We start from the raw sequence: 22,859 nt of genomic DNA, 5'->3' as shown, positions 1-22,859 counted from the left end.
CAAGAATCTCGTCGTTTAGATGCAATGTAGCCTGTACCCAGGCTACATTATTCACGATTGATTTTTAACAATTTCATCAAGAGAGCAGTTTTTATCTATTGCTTCCTGAACCCACAAACCCACCTGATGATGTGCATCCCTAAAAGGCACTCCTTGCACTACTAAGGACTCTAAAACTGCAGTAGCATTCAGAAAGCCACTATTGGCTTTCTGTTCCATCACTTTCGTATTAAATTGCACGCTTTCAAGAAAAGGAGCAATGATTTCCAAGCATGCAGTCAAGGTATTTACTGTGTCAAAGAGGCATTCTTTATCTTCTTGCATGTCCTTGTTATATGCAAGCGGCAATCCTTTCATTACTGTTAGAATACCCATTAAATGCCCAAAAACTCGACCGCTTTTACCTCTGATTAACTCCAGAACATCAGGATTTTTCTTGTTAGGCATCAACGATGAGCCGGTAGCAAAAGCATCATCTAGAGTAATAAAACCAAACTCTTGAGTAGCCCAAAGAATCAAATCTTCAGCGAGCCGTGACAAGTGCATCATAACAATTGAAGCAACAGAACAAAACTCAATAATAAAGTCTCGATCACTTACTGCGTCCAGTGTATTCTCAATCACCCCATTAAAACCCAAGGTTTCTGCGACCCATTGTCGGTCGAGAGGTAGATTACTTCCTGCTAAAGCACCAGCGCCTAAAGGCGAGAAGTTCATTCGTGTATGCCAGTCGTGTAAACGTCCTAAATCACGTTGAAACATTGCTATATAAGCAGCAAAAAATTGTCCTAAATAAATTGGCTGAGCTTGCTGCAAATGGGTATAACCTGGAATTTTATCTTTAGCATGATGATTTTCCAGCTTTTCCAAGGCCTGGTTTAAACGCTGAATAAGCAGATAAACCTGCAAGCCTGCATCACGCGAATACAATCTTAAATCCAGGGCAACCTGATCATTTCGACTTCGACCTGTATGCAGCTTTTTACCTACATCACCAATTTTAGCGATAAGTAATTGCTCCACAAACATATGAATATCTTCACAAGACTCATCAAATTCATGGAGCCCCTTTTCTATTTCATGGCATATTTCTTCCAGCCCATTACAAATCAAATCTGCTTCACTGTCAGAAATAAGCTTTTGTCGTGCAAGCATTTTTGCATGTGCTTGACTCCCAACGATATCGTGAGCATAGAGCACCTTATCAAAAGCCAAAGAAGCATTAAAATGCATAACACCTGGATCGAGTTCTTTTTTGAATCGCCCTCCCCATGTTTTATGAGCAACCATTATTTATCTCCTTTATGTACCTTGCCATACACCTGCGCTGATAAAGAAAATAAATTTATAAATCCTTCAGCATCCTGTTGGTTGTAAACACTATCCTCTTCAAAAGTAGCCAATGCAGGATCATGCAAACTAAATGGAGAATGCATTCCATAAGGAATGATGTTCCCTTTGAATAATTGCAAACTTACAGTTCCAGTCATGTGCTGTTGTGTTACATCAATCAATGCATCCAACGCATTTTTGGTTTGGGAAAACCATCGTCCCTCATAAACAAGATTGGCATAAGTTTGCTGTAAGGACTGTTTTAAATGCAACGTTGACCGGTCAAGACACAAGCTTTCAAGCATTTGATGTGCCTTATAAAGAACAGCGGCCGCAGGTGCTTCATATATTCCTCTGATTTTCATTCCAACCAATCGGTTTTCTACAATGTCAGCCACCCCAATTCCATGAGCACCTGCAATTTTATTTAACTCTTTGAGCAATTCCACCGAACTCATTTTTTTAGCATTCAACGCAACGGGAACGCCATGGTCAAAATCAATACTCACTAATTCTGAATTATCTGGCGATTGTTCCAAAGATGCAGTCATCAATAATAAATCATCAGGCTGGGGTTGTGCTGGATCTTCTAAAACACCACCTTCATGAGAAATATACCAAAGATTATGATCGCGTGAGTAAGGTGACTTCGGTGTAACTGGAACGTCAATACCATGTAATTTGGCGTATTCAATCGCCTCTTGTCTGGACTTAATTTTCCAGGATCTCCAGGGCGCGATAATTTTAAGTTCTGGAGCCAAAGCTTTTACCGTATATTCAAAACGAACCTGGTCATTACCTTTTCCAGTAGCTCCATGAGCAACGGCATCAGCTTTTTCCAACAGGGCAATTTCAACCAGTTTTTTGGCAATGAGCGGCCGAGAAATAGTACCTAGAACATATTGGTTTTCATAAAGTGCTCCTGCCTTGACCAATCGCCACAGATAGTCGCTAACAAACTCACCTTGAACATTCATCACGTAGGCTTTTGAGGCACCGCTTTTTATTGCTTTTTCTTTAATCGCCGTTAAATCTTCATTTTGTCCTAAATCACAAACCATTGCGATAATCTCTGCCTGCTGGTAATGTTCTTTAAGCCATGGAATCATTACTGAAGTATCCAGGCCGCCCGAATAGGCAAGGACAATTTTTTTAATCGATTCAGTCATGGTTTACTCCTGGTAGTATTGTTTTAAATGTAAAATAGGTTCAGCCAACTCTTTGGGCACTACATCCGTGACTAATTGCCCTCCTTTTAGAATAATTAGTCGATCTGACATTTTGCTTAAGAAATCAAGATCGTGGGATGCAATCACCATCGTAACCCCTAAAGATTTCACTGAATTTAATAAGCTAATCACTTCATCAATCGTTGCCAGATCAAGACCCGATGTAGGCTCATCACAAAGTAATAAATTGGGTTTCATCATTAAGCTTCGTGCTAAAGCAACACGTTGCTTTTGCCCACCAGACAATTGGTGTGGATAGGCCGATGCTTTATGGCTAATTCCCAAACTCAGCAGTAACATCTGTGCCTGCTCTTCGTGATTCAACATTTTGTTGTGTAAACGAGGCGCATACACCAAATTTTGCATCACAGTCATATGTGGAAAAAGCTGGAAATCCTGAAACATAAAACCACTTTGACCTGCTACTTCAATCGTACCTGAATCCAAAGTTTCTAATTGTTGTATGCAACGCAATAACGTGGATTTTCCACTTCCAGATGGCCCAGCCAAACCAACTACTGTTTGTGCTTGTACGTTTAAGTTAATATTATTTAATACGGTGAGTGAGCCAAAATATTTGCAGGCTTGATTAATGGCTAACATAAAGCCTCCTTTGTTCCATTTTCTTGCCCAGGAACTCAATCAAAAGGACCATCCCATAGTAAAAACCACCCGCAATGCACAGTGGAACAAAATAGGTAAATTGCTCTGCAGCCACCGATTGAGCTCTGCGCATCAAGTCCATTCCTCCTATAGTCGCAATCAAAGCAGTTTCTTTCAACAGTGCAATCATTTCATTAATGTATGCGGGAAAAATATTCTTAATCACTTGAGGCAAAACAATATCCTTCCATAGATAAAAGCCAGGTATTTGCAGCGTTTTTGCTGCCTCAAACTGGCCTTTTGGCAAATGCTCTATTCCTGCTCTCAGAATCTCGGCAATATAAGCGGAACTGTTCAAACCAAAAGTTAAAAGCCCTGCTGCTAAAATATTTGCCTTGATGCCGATTAATGCAGGTGCAGCAAAATAAATAAAACTAAGTTGTAAAATTACTGGAGTCCCTCTCATTATCGAAATAAATCCATTTATTATTGGCTTCATAATCCCTTGGTATCGCAATAAAGCGAGTACTGTTCCTAATAAAGTCCCTATCAATAGTCCACCAAATAACAGAATCAAAGTAACTAAAGTTCCCTCGCCAATATAGAGGACATTTTGTTTTAATTCGTCCATTTTGTGTCCTCCAACCATTTTTTCTTGAGTGCAGCAAGCTCACCACTTTGCTCTAACGCATATAAAATATGATTTATTTTGTGAGTTAATTCAGAATTCTTTTTCAATACCAAACCATAGCCATCTGCTGATTGAGCAAGAATCGCAAAGGATAATCCAGGATTTTTCTGACTAAATACTGCACCTTGCACTCCATCAACGAGAACCAAATCAACATGACCAGCCTTTAGGGCTGCGATGGTTTGATTGTGATTATCCATTACTAAAAGACTGGTTTTTGGCATATTCTTTTTTAACCAAATTTCCATGGTGCTGCCTAATTGAACTGCAATTTTTTTATCAGCTAATTGTTTTACATCGTTAATCGGTTTTTTTTCAGGAAAAACAGCAGCCATACTTTCAAAATAATAAGGCTTAGTAAAATCAAAATTCTTTTTTCGCTGCTCTGTAATGGTAATCGTAGAAATCGCTGTATCAACCTGGCCTGTACTTAAAGCAGGTAAAATACTGCTGAATTGCATGGTATCAAACATTGCTTCCTTACCCAGCTTTTTTGCAATCAGACGTGCTAAATCAATATCAAACCCTTTGATTTCACCATGATCATTGTATTCAAATGGTGGATATTCTGCAGCTACTGCAAAATGAATATATTGAACACTTTCATTGGGAATCCTTGCATAACACAAAGAAACCAAAAAGGAAAAACCTGCTAAAAATGTAAAGAATATTTGTTTCATTTGAATATAAATCCAGTTTTTATGCGTTTTTTAAATTTATCAACCTTGACTTGCCCTGTCAAGGTATTTTGAATATAATTTCATTAAAAATGATTTTGCATTCACATAAGCATATGGCGTCTTCCACTAAATTCTAGACAAGGCGCAAGTAAAGTGAGGTGAAGGAGTGTACTCAAGTACATGACTGAGCCGAACGAGCTTGCAACGATGTATCGAACTTAGTGGGGGGCGCTATAAATAAAGTGGAGATATAAATGAGTCAAGATGCTGCTCTTGATGGGCATATATTAAATATTGTGCAAACTGAGAAAATTGCGGAACAAATTGATTTACAAAACAGTTTAAAGGAACGGGGTTATACTATTCCTCAGGCAACCCTATCGCGAAGATTGAAAAAATTAAAAATTGCGAAAATAGGAGGTACTTATCAAGTAGTGGATTTCAATATGCCCAACTTGCCTTTGGTATTAAATATGCAAGTATCCGATTATGGCCTTATCGTACTGCATACACATCCTGGCAATGCGAATAGCCTGGCTTTTTTTATTGATAGAAAATTCGTATCCTATTCATCTCAAATAGCCCAAAACTCGGGTATATTAGGCACAATCGCTGGTGATGATACCGTGCTTCTTATTGTAAAAAGCAAGGAGCAACTACACCATGTAATTCACCTATTGCAAGATGAATTTCCTTACCTCAAAAAGTAATTCGATTATTGCAGTTAACTGTAGCCTGGGTGCAGCGCAGCGAAACCCGGGATCGGATATTCGTTTTAGAAAACCCGGGTTTCGCCGCGCTGCACCCAGGCTACCAATCATTCAGACTACAATTATATTTATAAGTTATAACATCCTCGTTATAATATGGCGTTAACTCTGTGAGGTACCATTTTATGACCATCTCAGCAAAAGATTTAGAAAAAATTTCTCAACTAGCCTACCTGGATACGGATGTAGAACATTCACCAAAATTAATTGAAGATATTAATGCGATCATGAATTTTGTCGAACAATTGCGCTCTGTTAATACCCAAGAAGTGGAACCACTTTTTCATCCTCTTGCCTTAAGTCAGCGTTTAAGACCTGATGCAGTTACTGAAGGAAATTGTCTGGTTGAATTAGAGGCCCTTGCACCACAATTTGAACAAGATCTTTACTTAGTACCTCAAGTTATAGAGCAGAGTAAATAATCATGGAAAATTTATCATTAAAGCAATTATCTCAGGCTTTACATCATCGCAAACTCTCTAGTGTTGAATTAACTCAACACTACCTAAAACAAATTCAAAAGCATAACGATTTAAATTCTTTTATCAGTTTAGATGAAGAACATGCTCTTCTTGAGGCTCAAAAAGCAGATCATAAGTTAAAAAATGGAGATGATAAAATCCTTACTGGCATCCCTATGGCTCTGAAAGATTTATTTTGTACCAAGCGTATGCCAACTACTTGTGGGTCTAAAATGCTTGAACATTTCCAGTCTCCCTATGAAGCGACTTTAGCCAGTAAGTTACTTGAACAAGGATCGATTCTGATAGGTAAAACCAATATGGACGAATTTGCCATGGGCTCGTCTAATGAAAACAGCTACTTTGGTGCTGTAAAAAATCCATGGAATAAAGAACGGGTACCTGGCGGCTCTTCTGGTGGTTCAGCAGCAGCCGTAGCTGCCGGTTTGATCCCTTTTGCTATAGGTTCTGACACTGGAGGCTCAATACGCCAACCTGCAGCCCTATGTGGAATTAGTGGAATTAAACCCACTTATGGACTCATTTCTCGCTATGGAATGATTGCTTATGCATCCAGTCTGGATCAGGCAGGACCTTTGGCCAGAAGTGCTGAGGATCTCGCATTGGTGCTTCAAGCTATGGTGGGATTTGACTCCAAAGACTCTACCTCGGTCGATACCACAATTCCTGATTATTATGCTGAACTCAATAAGCCTTTATCCAAATTAAAAATTGGATTACCTTCGTGTTTTTTTCAACCGCAAGTAGACCAAGAAATACAAGATGCGATTCTTGAAGCAGTAAAAATTTTTGAAAGTATGGGTGCCGAAATTATTCATGTTAATTTAGAACTCCAACCTTTATGGGTACCTTGTTACTATGTGGTCGCGTGCGCTGAAGCTTCGTCAAATTTATCACGTTATGATGGTTTGCGTTTTGGTTATCGCAGTGACAATGCACCTACATTAACCGAGCTCATCCGCAATACTCGCAGTGAAGGCTTTGGTATTGAAGTGAAACGTCGAATTCTTACTGGAACACATGTGCTGTCATCGGGTTATTTCGATGCCTATTATTTACAGGCACAAAAAATTCGTCGGCTTATTCAAGAGGAACTTGTCACAAAATTGAATTCTGTTGACGTTATTCTTGGACCAACATCCCCAACATGTGCCTTTAAACTTGGTGAAAAAATTGCTGATCCAATTCAAAATTACCTGGCTGATGTATTTACTGTGGCTGCTAATCTTGCTGGACTTCCCGCAATTTCCATACCTGCAGGCTTCTCTAAAGAGTTACCTATAGGCTTGCAACTTATGAGCAAACATTTTGGTGAAAGCCGCTTGCTCCAGATAGCTCATCATTATCAACAACAGACCAACTGGCATTTGGCCAGTCCAAACCAATAAAGGTGCATTATGGAATGGGATACAGTCATTGGCCTTGAAGTACATATTCAGCTAAAAACAAAATCAAAGCTTTTTTCTGGCGCAGCAACTGCTTTTGGTTCCTCCCCTAACTCTCAAACCTGCTTTATCGATGCAGGATTTCCTGGGGTTTTACCCGTATTAAATCAGGAAGCAGTCATTATGGCGATTCGGTTTGGTTTAGCGATTCAAGCAGACATTAATGATCAATCTGTTTTTGAGCGTAAAAACTATTTTTATCCAGACTTACCCAAAGGCTATCAAATCAGTCAATTTCAAAAACCCATAGTCAGCAATGGTAAATTGACAATTGCTTTGAATGACGGCAGTGAAAAAGACATTTTAATTGTACGTGCCCATTTGGAAGAAGATGCAGGCAAATCATTGCATGGAGTGCATTCGGGTTACAGTGGCATCGATCTTAATCGAGCAGGCACACCCTTATTGGAAATAGTAACTACCCCCTGTTTGTTTTCCAGTCATGAAGCAGTGAGCTACCTCAAAAAACTACATCAATTGGTTCAGTTTTTAGGCATTTGTGATGGGAATATGCAAGAAGGAAATTTCCGCTGTGATGTCAACCTATCTTTAAAGCCTAAAGGATCTTCTGTTTTAGGAACACGAACTGAATTGAAAAACTTGAACTCATTCCGTTTTATTGAAAAAGCCATCGCTTATGAACAAGCACGGCATCAGGATATACTTGAAGGTGGAAAACAAGTAATTCAAGAAACTCGTCTTTATAATCCTGGCACGCACACAACACATGCGATGCGTAGTAAAGAGAATGAAAATGATTATCGATATTTTCCAGATCCCGATTTATTACCAATACAAATTCCTCGATTCCTCATTGCTGAAGTAAAAAATAATTTACCTGATTTGCCCGATAAAATTCATAATGAATTAAAAAATATACCTTCTCTAAATGAAGAGGATATTAATTTTATTCTTTCTTCGCCAGCAGCTTACCAGTTTTTTAAATCAGTTAAAGCGCAATGCCGTGCTCCTGAAAAAATGATTATTAATTGGTTAAAGGGCCAATATGCTGCTGCTTTAAATGAAGAGAACTTGACCTTTGATACCCCGCGTATATCCGCAGAATTAATTGCAAATCTACTCGATAAACTGCATGATCGGGCTATTTCTTTAAACCATGCACGAGCTATTTTTACCTTATTGTGGGCTGGTGAAAAAGATATTGAAGCAATTATCGAACGTGAGGGATATCAGCAGGTAGATGATACTGCTGCCTGGGAGGAACTGATTATTAAATTAATTCAACAATATCCGGAACAAACAGCGGATTACCGGGCAGGAAAAGAAAAATTATTGGCATTCTTTGTCGGACAAATTATGAAACAAACCAAAGGAAAGGCAAACCCGGAACAAATCAATACTCTGTTGAAAAAACATTTGGCTGGAAATGAGTAATTTTGAATACTGAATCTTCTACACCTCGCTGAAAAACTAGTCCAGCTCTAGTCCGACTTCCCGCGGCTTGTCCGCGGGATCCAGGAGATCTGCGCTGAAACACTGGACCCCACGGACAAGCTCAGACAAGCCGCGGGGCGTAGGCAGAGATGTGATCAAGAGACAGTTGCAAGCAGCCAGGCTACACGGGCTCGATCATAAACCACCTCGGTGAAGTAAGAACCAATGACTTCACTCAGTAGTGTGGAAACCTGAGATTGGGTTGAACCAGTCTTTATAAAGGTGTTCTTTGTTCCTAATGGAGTAAAGTCAATAACATTGTGGACTACTGGCAACGTCTTTGGGAAATGCCTGTTCTTTTATCCTCTGGTATTCTTCATTACTGTTGTTATCTACTCCAAGATAGAAATTTTCCACAATTTTATGTACGTTATCACCAACGACTCCCATGGTTTTAAGTCCATGAAAATCAGACTGAGTTGAAAATACAAGAAATTTGGAGTGTCCTTTTGTTTGCCAGGCTTCATCAATGCCCAAAAGTCGTTGTAAACCAAGCATGCGGCTTGTACCGAAATAACTACCACCTTTGGTGATGATTTCTTTTTTAGCACCAGAGCCTGCAGTGACTTTCTTATGAGCGTTATTAATAATATCGTGTAAATTGCTTTCAAATTTTAAATCATTATCTTGCAACCTAAGTTCTCTTTCTAATGACAGACAATAGCTACTCTTCTCCTGATGTCGTGATTTATAAAATTTTACAGAAAATCTTTTTTGCTCTTTTTCTATTGTTTTTCTATATGTCTGTATTAAAGAGATTGCTTCTTGCAGCCGCGCTTTTTTTACTGCGAGCGCTTCTTCATTCTTTTTGTCACTTTTTGGAGAAGACTCTTTTGGAGTAAAAACGACGCTCTCTTGGCTCTCATCTATTTTTCTTTGTTGAGGGGCTTCACTGCGTGTATTACTAATTTGCTGTAAAAAAAACTCTGCTTGCTCCCTTTTTTGCCGAATGTATTGTTCACTCTCCCCAATAGCCCGCTTAGTATTTTGATGTATTTCCGCACTACCATGAATCCCTTCTTTGATGCGTTGTATTTCTTTCTCCTTACCTGCAATAAATTCGATGAATTCTCGAAGTTTCTGAGGATCTGAAGGTATTAGAAGGACATCCACTTTTTCTGTGACACTACTTTCAATAGTTTTTATTTGCTGCAAGCGTGTCTTTAAGTCCCATAACTCGGTTGCTTGATTCATAATCAAATCAAAGTCTCCTATTTGCTTATCAAGCTTGGATTTCTCTTCCCTAATCACTTTTGCAACAGGCATTCCTTTACATGCCTCCATGATTGCATCCATAATTTTTTTTCTTTCAGCAAAGTGTTTTCTGAAGGTTGAAATGGATTTCTCACCAAACAAAAGCTCAAACTTCTGATCAAACGCAGCAAGTGATTTTAGTGAATAATTTGAACACAACTTAAGGTAATCGCTTTTCATTAATCTTAAGTTTTCCTGATTTACATCGATGTCAGAGTTTGCGACTAAAGACTTAGCTTGGAGGATTAGTTGTTGATTTCGAATAGCCTCTAACTGTTCTTTAAATGCATTCAGTCTTTCGATAACGTTCGTAGCGAGAGTCGAGTCTTTTATAATGTCTTGAATAGGCTCATATTCTTGACTTGTTTTTTTCTGTCTTGAATAAAATTGATTTAGAGAATGTTTCTTACGAATAGTTTTTGTATCGATATCACCTTCTGCTGAGGGCAAAGCTAGAATCAAGGCATTTAGGAAATCCAAATATTCTTTGCTGTATTTTGCGGCATCAAACTTAGGAGATGTGAATAACTTAATTTTACTTTTATTGGATTCAATGAATTTCTTGAAGTTTTTATTAAACCCTATTTCAGCGAACTCCTTAACTTGTTCTAAAAGATTTTGCTCAGAGGAGATTTCGCCTGGGTTAGTATAAATGGCTCGCAGCTGCTGATTTTTCATATTCAGTATTACACATTAAAAACAGGATGGTTATATTATAATCTAAATGAGTAATAAATTACACATACTTTGAGCTAAATGGAAATACAATGTGCATTAAGAGATAAATTAAGACATTGTTTTAAAATAAAAACTTAGCTATTGGCTCTCCCAATTAATAGAAGGCGCGAACTTAGAAATTAGTCACTTCACTGTGCCTGGGGGAACAGCTTATTTTTTCTCATAAGCTTCTTACAACAGCTCATAAATATCAATTTTCATTATCATTGATAACGATAAAATGGATATTTGGCATCAAATTAGCTGCAATTTGAAAATTATTGTAATTTAAGGAAGAAGATCAAAATCAAGAATAGAAGATTTAGGGCATAAAGAAAAAAGAGTCAGTCGATAAGCCGGGTTCTGTCATGGACAATCATTCATCTGGGACATGCGTCACCACATGCCTCAAGCGACCTACCCGAATCCCATGCGGGTCACACGTAATGACTTTTCAGCCAAATGGATTCCTATTTGGTCTTGCTCCGAGTGGGGTTTTCCCTGCCACGCCTGTTACCAGCCGCGCGGTGCGCTCTTACCGCACCATTTCACCCTTACCTCTAAGAGGCGGTATATTTTCTGTGGCACTTTCCGTAGGTTCACACCTCCCAGGTGTTACCTGGCACTCTACCCTATGGAGCCCGGACTTTCCTCCCTTTGCAAAACAAAGAGCGATTGTCTGACCAACTCTGTTATCAATAGTAGCAGAGTGCCTAGCCAAAGACCACTATATTGGGAAATTTAATATGAAAAAACCAGCGAGGTCGTTCTAATTAATTAGAAATCACGAGTTCCAATAAATTCATCATCAAAATAACGCTTTAATTTAGTACGCAAAGTACCACGGCTTACACCAAGAACACGTGCAGCTTTTGATTGGTTGTAACGAGTTAACTCCATAACAGTACGAAATAACGGCGCTTCAACTTCTTCAACAATTAATTGATATAAATTTAAGTTAGAATCTTTATTGCTAACACTGGTTAAATAACCTTTAACAGCATGAATTACTTGATGTGAAAGTGCTTCGCTGCTTTGCACCATTGTTTCTGTGCTCATTTAAGTCTCCTAGTACAAATTAATTAAATAAAATTATGCCCAGTACATACACTCACCGAACACTATGGACTATATAGTATCAAACATCTCAAAGAGTGTAAATATTGTTTTAATGATATTCATTTCTTAAGGAAATATTAAGTCAAAAAAATTTTACCATTTTACAAGTTAAATGGACAAGGCGAATTTATTATTTATTGCTGTATTACTATTATTTATTAGAAGAATTGATAAAAGAAAAGCCGCCACAACGAGTAATAAACTTTATTTTGGTTTTATCTACATGCACCCAATGATAAAAATTAAAAACCAATATCAATGTAATAAGATTATTCAGAATCTAACTGATATTTCTGAGGGCGTAGTGGATGTAGTAGAAAGCTCAAAAGCTAAGTACCTAGAAATTAGGACAACCCCCAAAGAAATGGCACATGAAACGCGTGATAAATACATCGATTCATTCGTATTCGGCCTGCTTCAGGCAAATCAAAAAATAACAGACAAAAAAACTGTTGAATTATTGAGCCTGGGCAGAACACTGCACAATCTAGAAGATGCTCTCTACTTTATCGATCTACTCCCCAACAAAAAGGTCGCATTAACAATGCTTGGCATTTCTATAGAAGTATGCCCCAGCTGCCACAGCAAGATGATGAGTCAATTTTCGGTGCTTCAGCGAAAGCTGAGTTGAATAAATTTTTAGGTTTTTTCAAATAGGGGACAATTAAGCAGAAAACAAATTAAAGAGCATCAATCCAGTTTTCGTTTTTCCGTATAGTTTAAGTAATTTTTATTCATGAATGCCTGGAGTACTTTAAGAGGAACCGCAGGTTCCGTTTCGCTGTGTCCAGGCTAATAGCTCCTAATCCACTGTGAAGCTTTCCCCACATCCACATTGACCGGTTTGGTTCGGGTTATTAAAAACAAATTTATAATTTAATCCTTGTTTTACATAATCAACACTCATATTTTTCAGAAAAGGATAACTGGACTTATCAATACATGCACTATAGTTTTCAGTCAAAGCGAGAACCAAATCGCCCTCATCAGGCGCTCGCACATAGTCAACGACATAAGATAGGCCGGAACATCCTGTTTTTTTTACCGATAAACGAATCCCAGTATATTCAGAATTTTTTTGTAAATAAGACACCAAGTGTCTTACTGCTGCTTCAGTAAAACTGATTTCAGGTACGGTGTTTTCTACATGATGCATTACCACACTCATTATTACCTCTCGATTCGATTTGTATTCTTCATTAAAAACAATGCTTCTTTATAAACATCAATAATCCTTAATGCTATAGGATATTGCGCAACAGGAATATCTAATTCTTTAACAATTAGCTGATAATCAATTTGTGGTACAGCATCTATAGTCTGCCCCTCAAGCTGCCTGCATAACCATTCCAGGCCAGCAATTACATAAGGATTACCATTGGTTTTAAAACAGGATCGAACAATTGTACCTTCTGAATCACACTGCATATAGAGTTCGATTGTTCCCTGGCCTTTTTGGTTGTTTTTAACAACTACCGCAAAATGATCGTTTAAATCGATACCCCCTACATGTCTGGGGGAAAAAAAACAATCCTGCACAATTTTATTATACATCATGATGGTGATATTTCATGCAATCGAGTTACTTGTGTACAAATAACGTTAATCGCGTATTCAACTTCTTCTTCCTTAGTAAAACGCCCTAGAGATAACCTAATGCTGCTTTGTGCCAAATCATCACTTAACCCTAAAGCCCTCAATACATAAGAGGGTTGGATACTGGCAGAACTACAGGCTGAGGTAGTAGATACAGCCAACTCATTCAATGCTAACAGCAAAGAATCCCCATCCAAACCGGCAAAACTTATATTAAGATTACCTGCAATTCGCTTTTGTTCATTTCCATTGAGCTGGATGCCTGGTAAATGTTTAATACCATTCCATAAACGTTGACGATAATTTAAAAGGCGGGCTTGCTCCTCTTCTCGTAGACTTTCAGCTAATGCAAATGCTTCTCCCATGCCTACAATTTGATGCGTAGCCAAAGTTCCTGAACGTAAACCCCCTTCATGCCCACCGCCAAAACTTTGCGGCTGGAGACGAATTCGTGGTTTGTGCCGGACATAAAGCGCACCTACACCTTTTGGGCCATAGTTTTTATGTGCTGATAGTGCCATTAAATCCACAGAAAGATGTTCAAGGTCAATAGGAATTTTTCCAGCACTTTGTGCTGCATCAACATGAAAAAGAACTCCTTTATGACGTAATAAAGCACCAATAGACTCAATGTCTTGTATTACACCGATTTCGTTATTCACATGCATTATGGACACTAAAATGGTATCTTGTCTCAATGCTTGAGCAAGTTTTTCAAGATCAAGCAAGCCATTGAATTCAGGATCTAGATAGGTTACTTCGAATCCATCTTTTTCTAAACGATCAAAACTATCGAGTACAGCCTTATGTTCCGTACTCATCGTAATCAAATGCTTTCCTTTATTCTTATAAAAATGGGCTGCGCCTATTATCGCCAAATTATTCGCCTCTGTAGCGCCTGAAGTAAATACAATATCTTGAGTGGAGGCATGAATTGAATCTGCAACCTGTAAACGTGCATGCTCAACAGCAAGAGCAGCAACGCGACCATATTCATGGGTTACTGAAGAAGGATTACCATAGTTTCCATCCGGGCCTAAATAATGAATCATACGCTCTACGACACGAGGATCAGTCGGTGTTGTTGCCATATAATCAAAATAGATTGGTATTTTAATTATTTTGTTCACTCCGACCCCTTTTACTTGCCCATTCCAGCGATTTTTGTACTTGACTCAACATGCCTCTTAACAGATTAACTTCCATTTTTTCCAAATTCACCCGATTAAATAATCGACGTACGCGCTGCATTAAACGTCGTGGATTTGACGCTTTTAAAAATTGAATCTCAATAAAAACCTCTCTTAAATGCTCATAAAACTGCTCAATTTCATCTGCTGCAGCATATTCATCCTGACGTAACGCCACTTCTGCTTGGGGTGCTAATAGCTTCATGCGCAATTCATAAGCAATAATCTGTACTGCCTGTGCCAGATTAAGCGAAGCATATTCAGGATTACTGGGAATATGAATATGATAATGACATTTTAGCAGTTCTTCATTAGTAAGACCTGCATGCTCCCTCCCAAAAACAATGGCAATTTGAGTATTTTCTGATTGTTGGCTTACCAACTCTGCACACGATGCAGGAAGTAAGCCAGGCAAAGAAAGTCCTCTGGGTCTTGCGCTTGTTCCCAAAATCAGCTGGCAGCCAGCCAAAGCTTCATCTAAAGTTTCAGTAACTACAGCTCTTTCTAAAAGATCATCAGCACCTGCCGCCATTTCTTTTGCTTTATAATCTGGAAAAGATTTAGGTTTTACCAAATACAGTGAATTTAACCCCATAGTTTTCATCGCTCGAGCTGTTGAGCCGATGTTACCTGGGTGAGATGTTGCTACTAGAATAATACGGATTGAGCTTAACTTCATAAAAACTTTTATTAATACATTAAAATAACTATATCATATCATCGAACACTCTTTTTGACGATTTTTGCTTTTTTCATATTTAACTCTATTTGCGCAAAAAAAATATGATAGAATCACTGGTTTTGTACATTCAAGAGTATATTCATGGAACCACTTTTAAATATAGCAATTAATGCAGCACGACTAGCCGGTGAAATTATAATTCGACATGTAGAACAGGTCGATCGTCTCAAAATTACCGCTAAAAATAACCATGAATATTTTAGCGAAGTAGACATTAAAGCTGAACAAGCTATTATTCATACGATTCATAAAGCATATCCTGAACATGGGATTCTCGCAGAAGAAAGTGGTGTCCAAGAAGGAGACGGCGAGTCAATCTGGATTATTGATCCATTAGATGGAACATCCAATTACTTACATGGATTTCCTTTCTTTTCAGTTTCTATAGCGGTAAAAGTCAAAGGACGAATAGAGCATGGAGTTATTTATGACCCATTACGGCATGAATGTTTTGCTGCAAGCCGAGGACGTGGAGCGCGATTAAATGATCGAAGAATACGCGTTTCCAAGCAAACTCAACTTGTAGCCTCGCTTTTAGGAACTGGTTTCCCATCACGTGACATCAATGTAGCACAAAGATACTTGCCTACTTTTGAAGCCTTATTTGGTAAATGTGCTGGAGTCAGAAGAACTGGATCTGCAGCACTTGATTTGGCTTATGTAGCCAGTGGTCGGCTGGATGGATTTTGGGAGTTTGGCTTACGTCCTTGGGATATTGCAGCAGGATCCTTGTTAATTCGAGAAGCAGGTGGGTTAATTAGCGATTTACAAGGCGGCGATGATTTTCTCAAACATGGAGATATTGTTGCTGGAACCCCCAAAGTGTTTAAATCATTACTACAAACTATTTCCCCTGTTTTGAAATAGGAAGAATCGTAGAGTGCAGCACTGGGATCCAAATTTGAAAAGTGGTTATAACCCCTTCTCTCTACGTACTGCGCTTTATGCCTGAGTGATCCTCACAAAATTGTAAAATTTCAGTCAAATGGGAGCACTCTGTCGTATCTATTCTGTCATCCCTGCGCAGGCACACTACTGACAATGGGAAACACTCAGCCATTACGCGCGGTACGTAGAGTGAACGATATGTTTTATTTAAACCCTGGCTTTACTCCAAAACTTAAGGGAAGTTCATCTGCCAGAGCAGTTCCCAGATTTTTACTTACGCGATCAAAAAGATTTTGCTTATGAGTATAATCAATCATATCAGGGACTTTAATTACTTCACGAGCCAACTGTCCACTGCTCGCAAAACCATCAATTAACCCTATTGTCAGGGCTTGCTCACCTGTCCAAAAAAGTCCAGAGAATGTATCATCATCAATGTGTAAACGGCTTCCCCGCCCCTCTTTAACCCTATTAATAAATTGCTGATGAACTTGATCGAGCATAACTTGTAGTTTTTGCTTTGCAAAATCTGTTTCGGGAGAAAAAGGATCTAAAAATGACTTATTTACACCCGATGTTTGTAATCTTCGTGTAATACCAACTTTATTGATGAGATCAACAAAACCAAAACCATTATACAAAACACCTATAGAACCAACCATGCTTGCCGGGCTAGCATAAATAGTGTCTGTAGCAACAGCAACATAATAAGCTGCAGAAGCACATGCATCCACACATACTGAATAAATTTTTATATCCGGATATTTTTTCTGATAAAACTTGATCATGTTATACATATATTCAGCCTGAACTGGACTACCTCCAGGACTATTGATACGAATAATTACCGCTTTTAACCCGGAGTTTTTATAAGCTGCATCCAACCCCTTGGCAAAATCATCTGCGTTGGCTTTAGTTTCAGACATTTCACCTGTAATATCGACTATACCTACGTGTGCCTTGATATTAGTTCCTACGTCTTCATTGGTGCCTTTTGACACGTAATACACTACATAAGCAATAATGAGCAAATAAATAACGCGCATAAACCATTTCCATCTGCGCTTCCTTTTTGCCTCTTTCATATAATCAATAATGATTTGATTCAGCAAGGCTTGAGAATCTGAAGTAGGATTAGAAGAATGGTCATTTGTCATAATCAATCACTTGAAATAATTAAATTAGCCCTCATTTTACGGTAGATGCAAGAAAATTAATACCCATTAACCATTAGAAGGCTATACATCATGAGAATGGATAAACTAACATCAAAATTTCAAATAGCCCTGGCAGATGCTCAATCTCTGGCTTTAGGAAGAGATAATGGCTTTATTGAACCTGAACACTTAATGAAGGCGCTTCTGGATCAACAAGGAGGCACTTGCAGACCTCTGCTCAGTAAAGCGGGTGTTAATATTCCTCTTTTAAGAACCCTTTTAGATCAAGCATTAGATAAACTTCCTAAAGTAGCTGGAATTGGAGGTGATATCCATATTTCAAACGGATTAAATCGTCTATTAAATCTTACTGATAAGCTGGCACAACAAAAGAAAGATAATTTTATTTCCAGCGAGCTTTTTGTTTTAGCAGCAATAAGTGAGGAAGGCAGTCTTTCACGCATACTCAAACAAGCAGGTGGTGAAGCTAAAGCGATAGAAAATGCAATTAATGAGTTGCGCGGTGGAGAAACAGTTAATGACCCTAATGCCGAGGAGCAACGTCAAGCTCTTGAGAAATATACTCTAGACCTAACTGCCCGTGCAGAGCAAGGTAAATTAGACCCAGTAATTGGCCGCGATGATGAAATTCGTAGAACCATTCAAGTATTGCAAAGACGTACAAAAAATAACCCTGTTTTAATTGGTGAGCCTGGCGTAGGTAAAACAGCAATTGTTGAAGGACTGGCACAACGTATTATTAATGGTGAAGTTCCTGAAGGTCTAAAAAATAAACGCTTGCTTTCATTGGATATGGGAGCATTAATTGCTGGAGCAAAATTTCGCGGCGAATTCGAAGAGCGACTGAAAGCTGTTCTTAACGACCTAGCAAAACAAGAAGGTCAAATTATTCTCTTTATTGATGAGCTTCATACTATGGTTGGCGCTGGAAAAGCAGAAGGTGCAATGGATGCAGGAAACATGCTAAAACCAGCTTTAGCGCGCGGTGAACTCCATTGCATCGGAGCAACTACTCTTGATGAATACCGCCAATACATCGAAAAAGATGCTGCTTTGGAACGACGTTTCCAGAAAGTTCTAGTGGACGAGCCTAATGTTGAAGATACAATTGCTATTCTTCGTGGTTTAAAAGAGCGTTATGAAGTACATCATGGGGTTGAAATTACTGACCCAGCTATAGTTGCAGCGGCTACTTTATCACACCGATACATTACGGACAGACAGCTTCCCGATAAGGCGATTGATTTAATCGATGAGGCGGGAAGTCTAATTCGCATGGAAATTGATTCTAAACCTGAAAGCATGGATAAGTTGGAACGACGTTTGATTCAATTAAAAATTGAACGTGAGGCGCTTAAAAAAGAACATGATGAAGCATCTAAAAAACGACTTGAAGACTTACAACATACAATTAACGAGCTAGAGCACAACTACTCTGATTTGGAAGAGATTTGGAAATCAGAAAAAGCAATGATGCAGGGAGCAACTCAAATTAAAGAAGCCCTTGAACAAGCAAAGCTTGAAATGGAAACCGCACGCCGAGCAGGAGATTTGAGTAGAATGTCTGAATTACAATATGGACGAATTCCAGAACTTGAAAAACGTTTGTCACAAGTGGCTGAAGCAGAATCTCATGAAAACAAATTAGTCCGTAATAAAGTAACAGAAGATGAGGTGGCAGAAGTTGTTTCCAGATGGACAGGTATACCTGTAGCTAAGATGATGGAGGGTGAAAAAGAAAAATTACTAAGGATGGAAGAGGTGTTGCATCATCGTCTCATAGGTCAAAATGAAGCAATAGATGCTGTATCCAATGCCATTCGCCGCTCACGTGCCGGATTATCCGACCCCAACCGTCCTATTGGATCATTTTTATTCCTTGGTCCTACTGGAGTGGGTAAAACTGAATTGTGTAAGGCTCTGGCTTCATTTCTCTTTGATACTGAAGAAGCGATGGTACGCATCGATATGTCCGAATTTATGGAAAAACATTCTGTTGCTCGTCTGATTGGTGCACCACCTGGATATGTGGGTTATGAGGAAGGCGGCTATTTAACAGAAGCAGTTCGACGTAGACCTTATTCAGTTATTTTACTTGATGAAGTAGAAAAAGCGCATACTGATGTGTTCAATATACTCTTGCAAGTGATGGATGATGGACGTTTGACTGATGGCCAAGGACGTACCGTTGACTTTCGCAATACTATTATTGTCATGACCTCAAATTTAGGATCCAATCTGATTCAGGAAATGGGAAATAAATTTAAATACGAACAAATTAAGGATGCAGTAATGGAAATGGTACGCCAGCACTTCCGTCCTGAGTTCATTAACCGCATTGATGATACCGTAGTCTTCCATTCTCTTGCTAAAGATCAAATTGCGAAAATTGCTGCAATTCAAATTGGTTATTTGCAAAAACGCCTGAAACAACAAGATATCCATCTTGATATAACTCAGGAAGCATTATCGCACCTAGCAGAAGCAGGTTTCGATCCTGTATATGGAGCAAGGCCTTTAAAGCGCACCATTCAACAACAACTGGAAAATCCTCTGGCTCAAGATATATTGACGGGGAAATTCAAGTCAGGTGACACCATTAAAGTCACTTATAAAGACGCTGAGATGAAGTTTACACGTCATTAATCACTTGTTGCCTCAGTAAAGCAAGCAAAACAACCGTCTTGAACTAAAAATTCAAGACAGTTGTTATAGTTTAAATCATCTGTATTAACTACTTTTATTCTGACTGGAAACCAGGTTCTTGCTTAAAAACAATGATAGATGCTCTTTGCAGCCAATTTCTAATATGCTTTTGTAGGTATAAATTCATGTTGCGGATTTTTAATTAACCAATCACATATATTCTCGCCTTCCCATAACAACTTTTTATTTGGATTTTGCGATAGTAGTTCTATGCTAGATACCATTTCTTGATGCAATTGTTCGTCTTTAACTCCATAAAACTGCCATTTCTTAATCGATAAGTCTGGTGAAATAAATGTCACAGTATAATTGATATTGATTGGAACATAGATTTTATAGTGATTACCCGCTGTATCAATTAATTCATCTGCAAGACTTTGCGCATAATGCGCAAGGATATTATTTGGAATCATGTCAGAGAAAAGCAATACAATCGATTTAACCTGAGATTCATTCAACTTGAATTGATTCAAGAGCAAATCAGCTAATACACCGGGAGATAAATAATTTTGTACAAATCCATCTGTGTCTAAAAGAACTAAATGAGTATCTTTAATCTTGCTTAGATCAATATCTGGATAAAATTGTATCTTAACATCCGAATGCAGAAATGAAATCAATTTAATTGCATCTTGATTACGACGTGTTAGTTTCCCTAATATAATATACATATCATACCTTTAGTTGTGTGTTTAACGGCTTTTCTGTTTCCTGATGAGCAAATATCACGTCTACTTTGTCTGAAAAAGATTCGAAGATTAGCCTTGTTTCCTTTGATATAAATTTATTATCGGGCTCATTTATTTTTTGACTAAGAGTTAAAATTACATGCCTGCATTCATGAGGAGATGCCGTTGCAAGCGCTTTTCGCGCTGCCATTAAAAAATCAATTTCATCCTTCCTGGGCTTGTTAGAAAATATATCGGGTACCATAGAATATTTAGACAAGTTAATAAGTAGATCGATTCGCTCATTTAACCGATTTAATATAGCCGATTGCAAGTAGTTATCAATTGAAACAGTTCCGGTTGCAAAAGCAATCAATCCATCATAAAAATTGATGTATTGCAAATTAAGGATTTGCTGCATTTTATTTTGATTTAACATCGAAATGAGGGTCGACTCAGAGAAATCTCGTTCATTTGCTGGTTTTTGCAACTCTAGTTCTAAAGAAGCAATGGTATTGGCCATGCTCATGTAATTATTATAATAAAGCATTTTTTGACTTAACAAATCATTCAGATAGAATCTTGATAAAAGTATTGATTCAATATTTGAAATGACATGGTTTATTTTATGAGCCAATCGAACATCAAAATCTGGTTGCAATAAGGCTTTGTCTAACTCTTCAATTTCACGGACAATTTGCTTTACCTCATTCATTTTCTCTTTTGAGAAATTGCCTAAAAAGAGACCTGCTATAAGATATAGTTGGTAACGTTTTAACTGTTCGATGCAAATAGGCTTATTCAATTCAACTTTATTTTTTCTTATCCAATTCATACCATCAAATAAGATGCAATTTTTTAAATCCATTAAGCTCTTAAGTCTATCTTGATTGCCATTTATTTTTTCGAAAATAATTTCTCGATCCAGGATTTTGATAAAGTCTTTTCTGGATGATTGAGCCAACTCCTCATGAAAACCTTTTAACTTATCTTGACGATAACCAATAGCCTCACTCCTTTCTTCTTCGTCAAGCTCCTCATCTGCATCTATATCTTTTATATCAACATGGGCCTCTTCTATGTCAGCCTCAATGGACTTAATTGCTCGACAAAATTGTAATTCCGGGTAAATAACACTATAAAAAGTGCCATCCACCGAATAATCAATACTTTGCACTACTTGGTTACTATTTAATAAAATAATCTGATGAGCCTTAACATATTCTGCATCTAATTGAGTATACTCAGCTTTCAAGACATTAACCTCTTCCTCAAGCTTAGCAACCGACATGTCTCCTTGGTCATCCATTTTTAATGATATTGCCGATAATTCATCACAGCTCTTTTCCAACTCATTTATTTCTTTATTAGCCATCTCCAGTTTTAACATTAACTCTTTATACTCTTCTTTAAAAGCACGCATATCGCCTTTATAATTGGCTTTTGCTAACTGCAATTCTTCGAGCAACTTGGAATATTTATCTTTTGCTAAATCAAGTTCCAATTGTTTTTTCTCTAAAACTGCTCGTTTATCTGAACTATTTAATAAAAATATTTGTTTATTCAGCTCCTCTATTTTTTTTCTTAATACCATCATTTCATTTAAAATTTTAACCCGCTCATCTATCTTTTCTTTTAAGCACCCTCTCACTACAATATTTTTACTTAGCATCAGTGTCGTGCCTTCGATAGCATATTCTTTTGGCACAAAATAACTGTATGTCTTTACAACTGGATAATCCTCTTTTTTTCTACCTGGTTTTTCTTTAAATAAATAGGATCCAAATGCTCTTGCCAAACGCTCGGTATAGTTGCTTCCATCAACTATAAACTCTGATTCACAACTAAATATGTAAATTGTTTTTACTTTTTCGGGAAGTTTTAATGTATTGATCAGGTAAGCCACCATAGAATCAGGAAAATACCTGTCAAGTGTGTAACGACTACCATGCCCAGAAATAATAAGCGTAGTTGCTGAACTGTTTTCAAGACAACCCGGTCTTGATAGAACAACGTCGGAATCAGGAATTTGTCCAGCCAAACATTTTGCAGAATTAACAAGATCTGCGCTAAGACACACGATGATAGTTGAACCAGGCACTATATTAATATCC

21 protein-coding genes and 1 other RNA gene are annotated in these 22,859 nt (G+C 38.0%); 7 read left to right on the top strand and 15 right to left on the bottom strand.

All coding sequences use genetic code 11. From position 1 onward, the window contains the following. Window positions 1–51 precede the first annotated feature (51 nt). The 5 genes from argH to DY223_RS07310 are packed head-to-tail and all read right to left on the bottom strand — an operon-like array spanning window position 52 to window position 4,535. Window positions 52–1,290 carry an argininosuccinate lyase gene (gene argH, locus DY223_RS07330; protein ID WP_058459312.1) on the bottom strand — a complete coding sequence of 413 codons (1,239 nt, stop codon included), beginning with the start codon at window positions 1,288–1,290 and terminating at the stop codon, window positions 52–54. Next, window positions 1,290–2,501, bottom strand: coding sequence for an argininosuccinate synthase (locus DY223_RS07325; protein ID WP_058459311.1), 1,212 nt, complete (start codon window positions 2,499–2,501; stop codon window positions 1,290–1,292). Before DY223_RS07325 ends, argH begins: the two co-directional genes overlap by 1 nt. Window positions 2,502–2,504: 3 nt before the next feature. Beyond that, window positions 2,505–3,164 carry an amino acid ABC transporter ATP-binding protein gene (locus DY223_RS07320; protein ID WP_058459310.1) on the bottom strand — a complete coding sequence of 220 codons (660 nt, stop codon included), beginning with the start codon at window positions 3,162–3,164 and terminating at the stop codon, window positions 2,505–2,507. Continuing rightward, entirely contained in the window at window positions 3,151–3,795 is a 645-nt protein-coding gene (locus DY223_RS07315; protein WP_058459309.1) for an amino acid ABC transporter permease, read from the bottom strand. The genes DY223_RS07320 and DY223_RS07315 overlap by 14 nt, the downstream gene beginning before the upstream one ends. Beyond that, window positions 3,783–4,535, bottom strand: a complete 753-nt coding sequence (locus tag DY223_RS07310) for a substrate-binding periplasmic protein (RefSeq protein ID WP_058459308.1) — start codon at window positions 4,533–4,535, stop codon at window positions 3,783–3,785. The genes DY223_RS07315 and DY223_RS07310 overlap by 13 nt, the downstream gene beginning before the upstream one ends. 254 nt (window positions 4,536–4,789) lie before the next feature. On the opposite strand from DY223_RS07310, the gene DY223_RS07305 reads away from it, so the two are divergent. The 4 genes from DY223_RS07305 to gatB all read left to right on the top strand — a co-directional run bounded on the left by DY223_RS07305 (window position 4,790) and on the right by gatB (window position 8,627). After that, entirely contained in the window at window positions 4,790–5,245 is a 456-nt protein-coding gene (locus DY223_RS07305; RefSeq protein WP_058459307.1) for an arginine repressor, read from the top strand. A 185-nt stretch (window positions 5,246–5,430) separates the two neighbouring features. After that, a complete protein-coding gene (gatC, locus tag DY223_RS07300; RefSeq protein ID WP_058459306.1) occupies window positions 5,431–5,727 on the top strand; it encodes an Asp-tRNA(Asn)/Glu-tRNA(Gln) amidotransferase subunit GatC in 297 nt (98 codons plus the stop codon). Between the two features lie 2 nt (window positions 5,728–5,729). Continuing rightward, window positions 5,730–7,175: an Asp-tRNA(Asn)/Glu-tRNA(Gln) amidotransferase subunit GatA gene (gene gatA / locus DY223_RS07295; RefSeq protein ID WP_058459305.1), complete on the top strand. Its 1,446-nt coding sequence runs from the start codon at window positions 5,730–5,732 to the stop codon at window positions 7,173–7,175. Between the two features lie 9 nt (window positions 7,176–7,184). Next, a complete protein-coding gene (gatB, locus tag DY223_RS07290; protein ID WP_058459304.1) occupies window positions 7,185–8,627 on the top strand; it encodes an Asp-tRNA(Asn)/Glu-tRNA(Gln) amidotransferase subunit GatB in 1,443 nt (480 codons plus the stop codon). A gap of 309 nt (window positions 8,628–8,936) precedes the next feature. On the opposite strand, the gene DY223_RS07285 is transcribed toward gatB, so the two are convergent. The 3 genes from DY223_RS07285 to DY223_RS07275 form a co-directional block, all read right to left on the bottom strand. Beyond that, window positions 8,937–10,619, bottom strand: coding sequence for a hypothetical protein (locus DY223_RS07285; protein ID WP_058459303.1), 1,683 nt, complete (start codon window positions 10,617–10,619; stop codon window positions 8,937–8,939). Between the two features lie 375 nt (window positions 10,620–10,994). Next, an RNA gene (gene rnpB, locus DY223_RS07280) (RNase P RNA component class A) lies at window positions 10,995–11,349 on the bottom strand. 86 nt (window positions 11,350–11,435) lie between these two features. Then, the gene (locus DY223_RS07275; protein ID WP_031566118.1) at window positions 11,436–11,717 is read right to left on the bottom strand and encodes a helix-turn-helix domain-containing protein; all 282 of its coding nucleotides are present in this window, start codon (window positions 11,715–11,717) and stop codon (window positions 11,436–11,438) included. Between the two features lie 172 nt (window positions 11,718–11,889). Here DY223_RS07275 and DY223_RS07270 point away from each other — a divergent pair, with 172 nt between their 5' ends. Continuing rightward, window positions 11,890–12,408, top strand: a complete 519-nt coding sequence (locus tag DY223_RS07270; protein ID WP_058459302.1) for a hypothetical protein — start codon at window positions 11,890–11,892, stop codon at window positions 12,406–12,408. Window positions 12,409–12,579: 171 nt separating this feature from the next. Here the strand turns inward: DY223_RS07270 and DY223_RS07265 are convergent, their stop codons facing one another. Genes DY223_RS07265 through trmJ form a run of 4 tightly spaced genes read right to left on the bottom strand, consistent with a single transcriptional unit; the run spans window position 12,580 to window position 15,242 of the window. Further along, window positions 12,580–12,945 (bottom strand): HesB/IscA family protein, encoded by a 366-nt coding sequence (locus tag DY223_RS07265; protein ID WP_058459301.1) that lies wholly within the window; start codon window positions 12,943–12,945, stop codon window positions 12,580–12,582. A gap of 2 nt (window positions 12,946–12,947) precedes the next feature. Then, the gene (locus DY223_RS07260) at window positions 12,948–13,334 is read right to left on the bottom strand and encodes an iron-sulfur cluster assembly scaffold protein (RefSeq protein WP_174223899.1); all 387 of its coding nucleotides are present in this window, start codon (window positions 13,332–13,334) and stop codon (window positions 12,948–12,950) included. Continuing rightward, on the bottom strand, window positions 13,331–14,503 hold the full coding sequence (locus DY223_RS07255) for an IscS subfamily cysteine desulfurase (RefSeq protein ID WP_082642438.1): 1,173 nt from the start codon (window positions 14,501–14,503) through the stop codon (window positions 13,331–13,333). Before DY223_RS07255 ends, DY223_RS07260 begins: the two co-directional genes overlap by 4 nt. Then, on the bottom strand, window positions 14,487–15,242 hold the full coding sequence (gene trmJ / locus DY223_RS07250; RefSeq protein WP_058459300.1) for a tRNA (cytosine(32)/uridine(32)-2'-O)-methyltransferase TrmJ: 756 nt from the start codon (window positions 15,240–15,242) through the stop codon (window positions 14,487–14,489). Before trmJ ends, DY223_RS07255 begins: the two co-directional genes overlap by 17 nt. A gap of 144 nt (window positions 15,243–15,386) precedes the next feature. On the opposite strand from trmJ, the gene DY223_RS07245 reads away from it, so the two are divergent. Beyond that, window positions 15,387–16,172, top strand: a complete 786-nt coding sequence (locus tag DY223_RS07245) for an inositol monophosphatase family protein (protein ID WP_058459299.1) — start codon at window positions 15,387–15,389, stop codon at window positions 16,170–16,172. Window positions 16,173–16,396: 224 nt separating this feature from the next. Here the strand turns inward: DY223_RS07245 and DY223_RS07240 are convergent, their stop codons facing one another. Continuing rightward, window positions 16,397–17,350, bottom strand: a complete 954-nt coding sequence (locus DY223_RS07240; protein WP_058459298.1) for a S49 family peptidase — start codon at window positions 17,348–17,350, stop codon at window positions 16,397–16,399. 90 nt (window positions 17,351–17,440) lie between these two features. On the opposite strand from DY223_RS07240, the gene clpB reads away from it, so the two are divergent. Further along, window positions 17,441–20,017 (top strand): ATP-dependent chaperone ClpB, encoded by a 2,577-nt coding sequence (clpB, locus tag DY223_RS07235; protein WP_058459297.1) that lies wholly within the window; start codon window positions 17,441–17,443, stop codon window positions 20,015–20,017. A gap of 158 nt (window positions 20,018–20,175) precedes the next feature. On the opposite strand, the gene DY223_RS07230 is transcribed toward clpB, so the two are convergent. Both DY223_RS07230 and DY223_RS07225 read right to left on the bottom strand, forming a co-directional pair. Then, window positions 20,176–20,748 (bottom strand): hypothetical protein, encoded by a 573-nt coding sequence (locus DY223_RS07230; protein ID WP_058459296.1) that lies wholly within the window; start codon window positions 20,746–20,748, stop codon window positions 20,176–20,178. Window position 20,749: 1 nt separating this feature from the next. Then, on the bottom strand, window positions 20,750–22,846 hold the full coding sequence (locus DY223_RS07225) for a hypothetical protein (RefSeq protein WP_058459295.1): 2,097 nt from the start codon (window positions 22,844–22,846) through the stop codon (window positions 20,750–20,752). Window positions 22,847–22,859: the final 13 nt, after the last annotated feature.

This window comes from Legionella bozemanae (assembly GCF_900450575.1).
Taxonomy (GTDB): Bacteria; Pseudomonadota; Gammaproteobacteria; order Legionellales; family Legionellaceae; genus Legionella; species Legionella bozemanae.
Note: the sequence above shows the minus strand (reverse complement) of the source record. Positions and strands in the feature narration are given on the sequence as shown.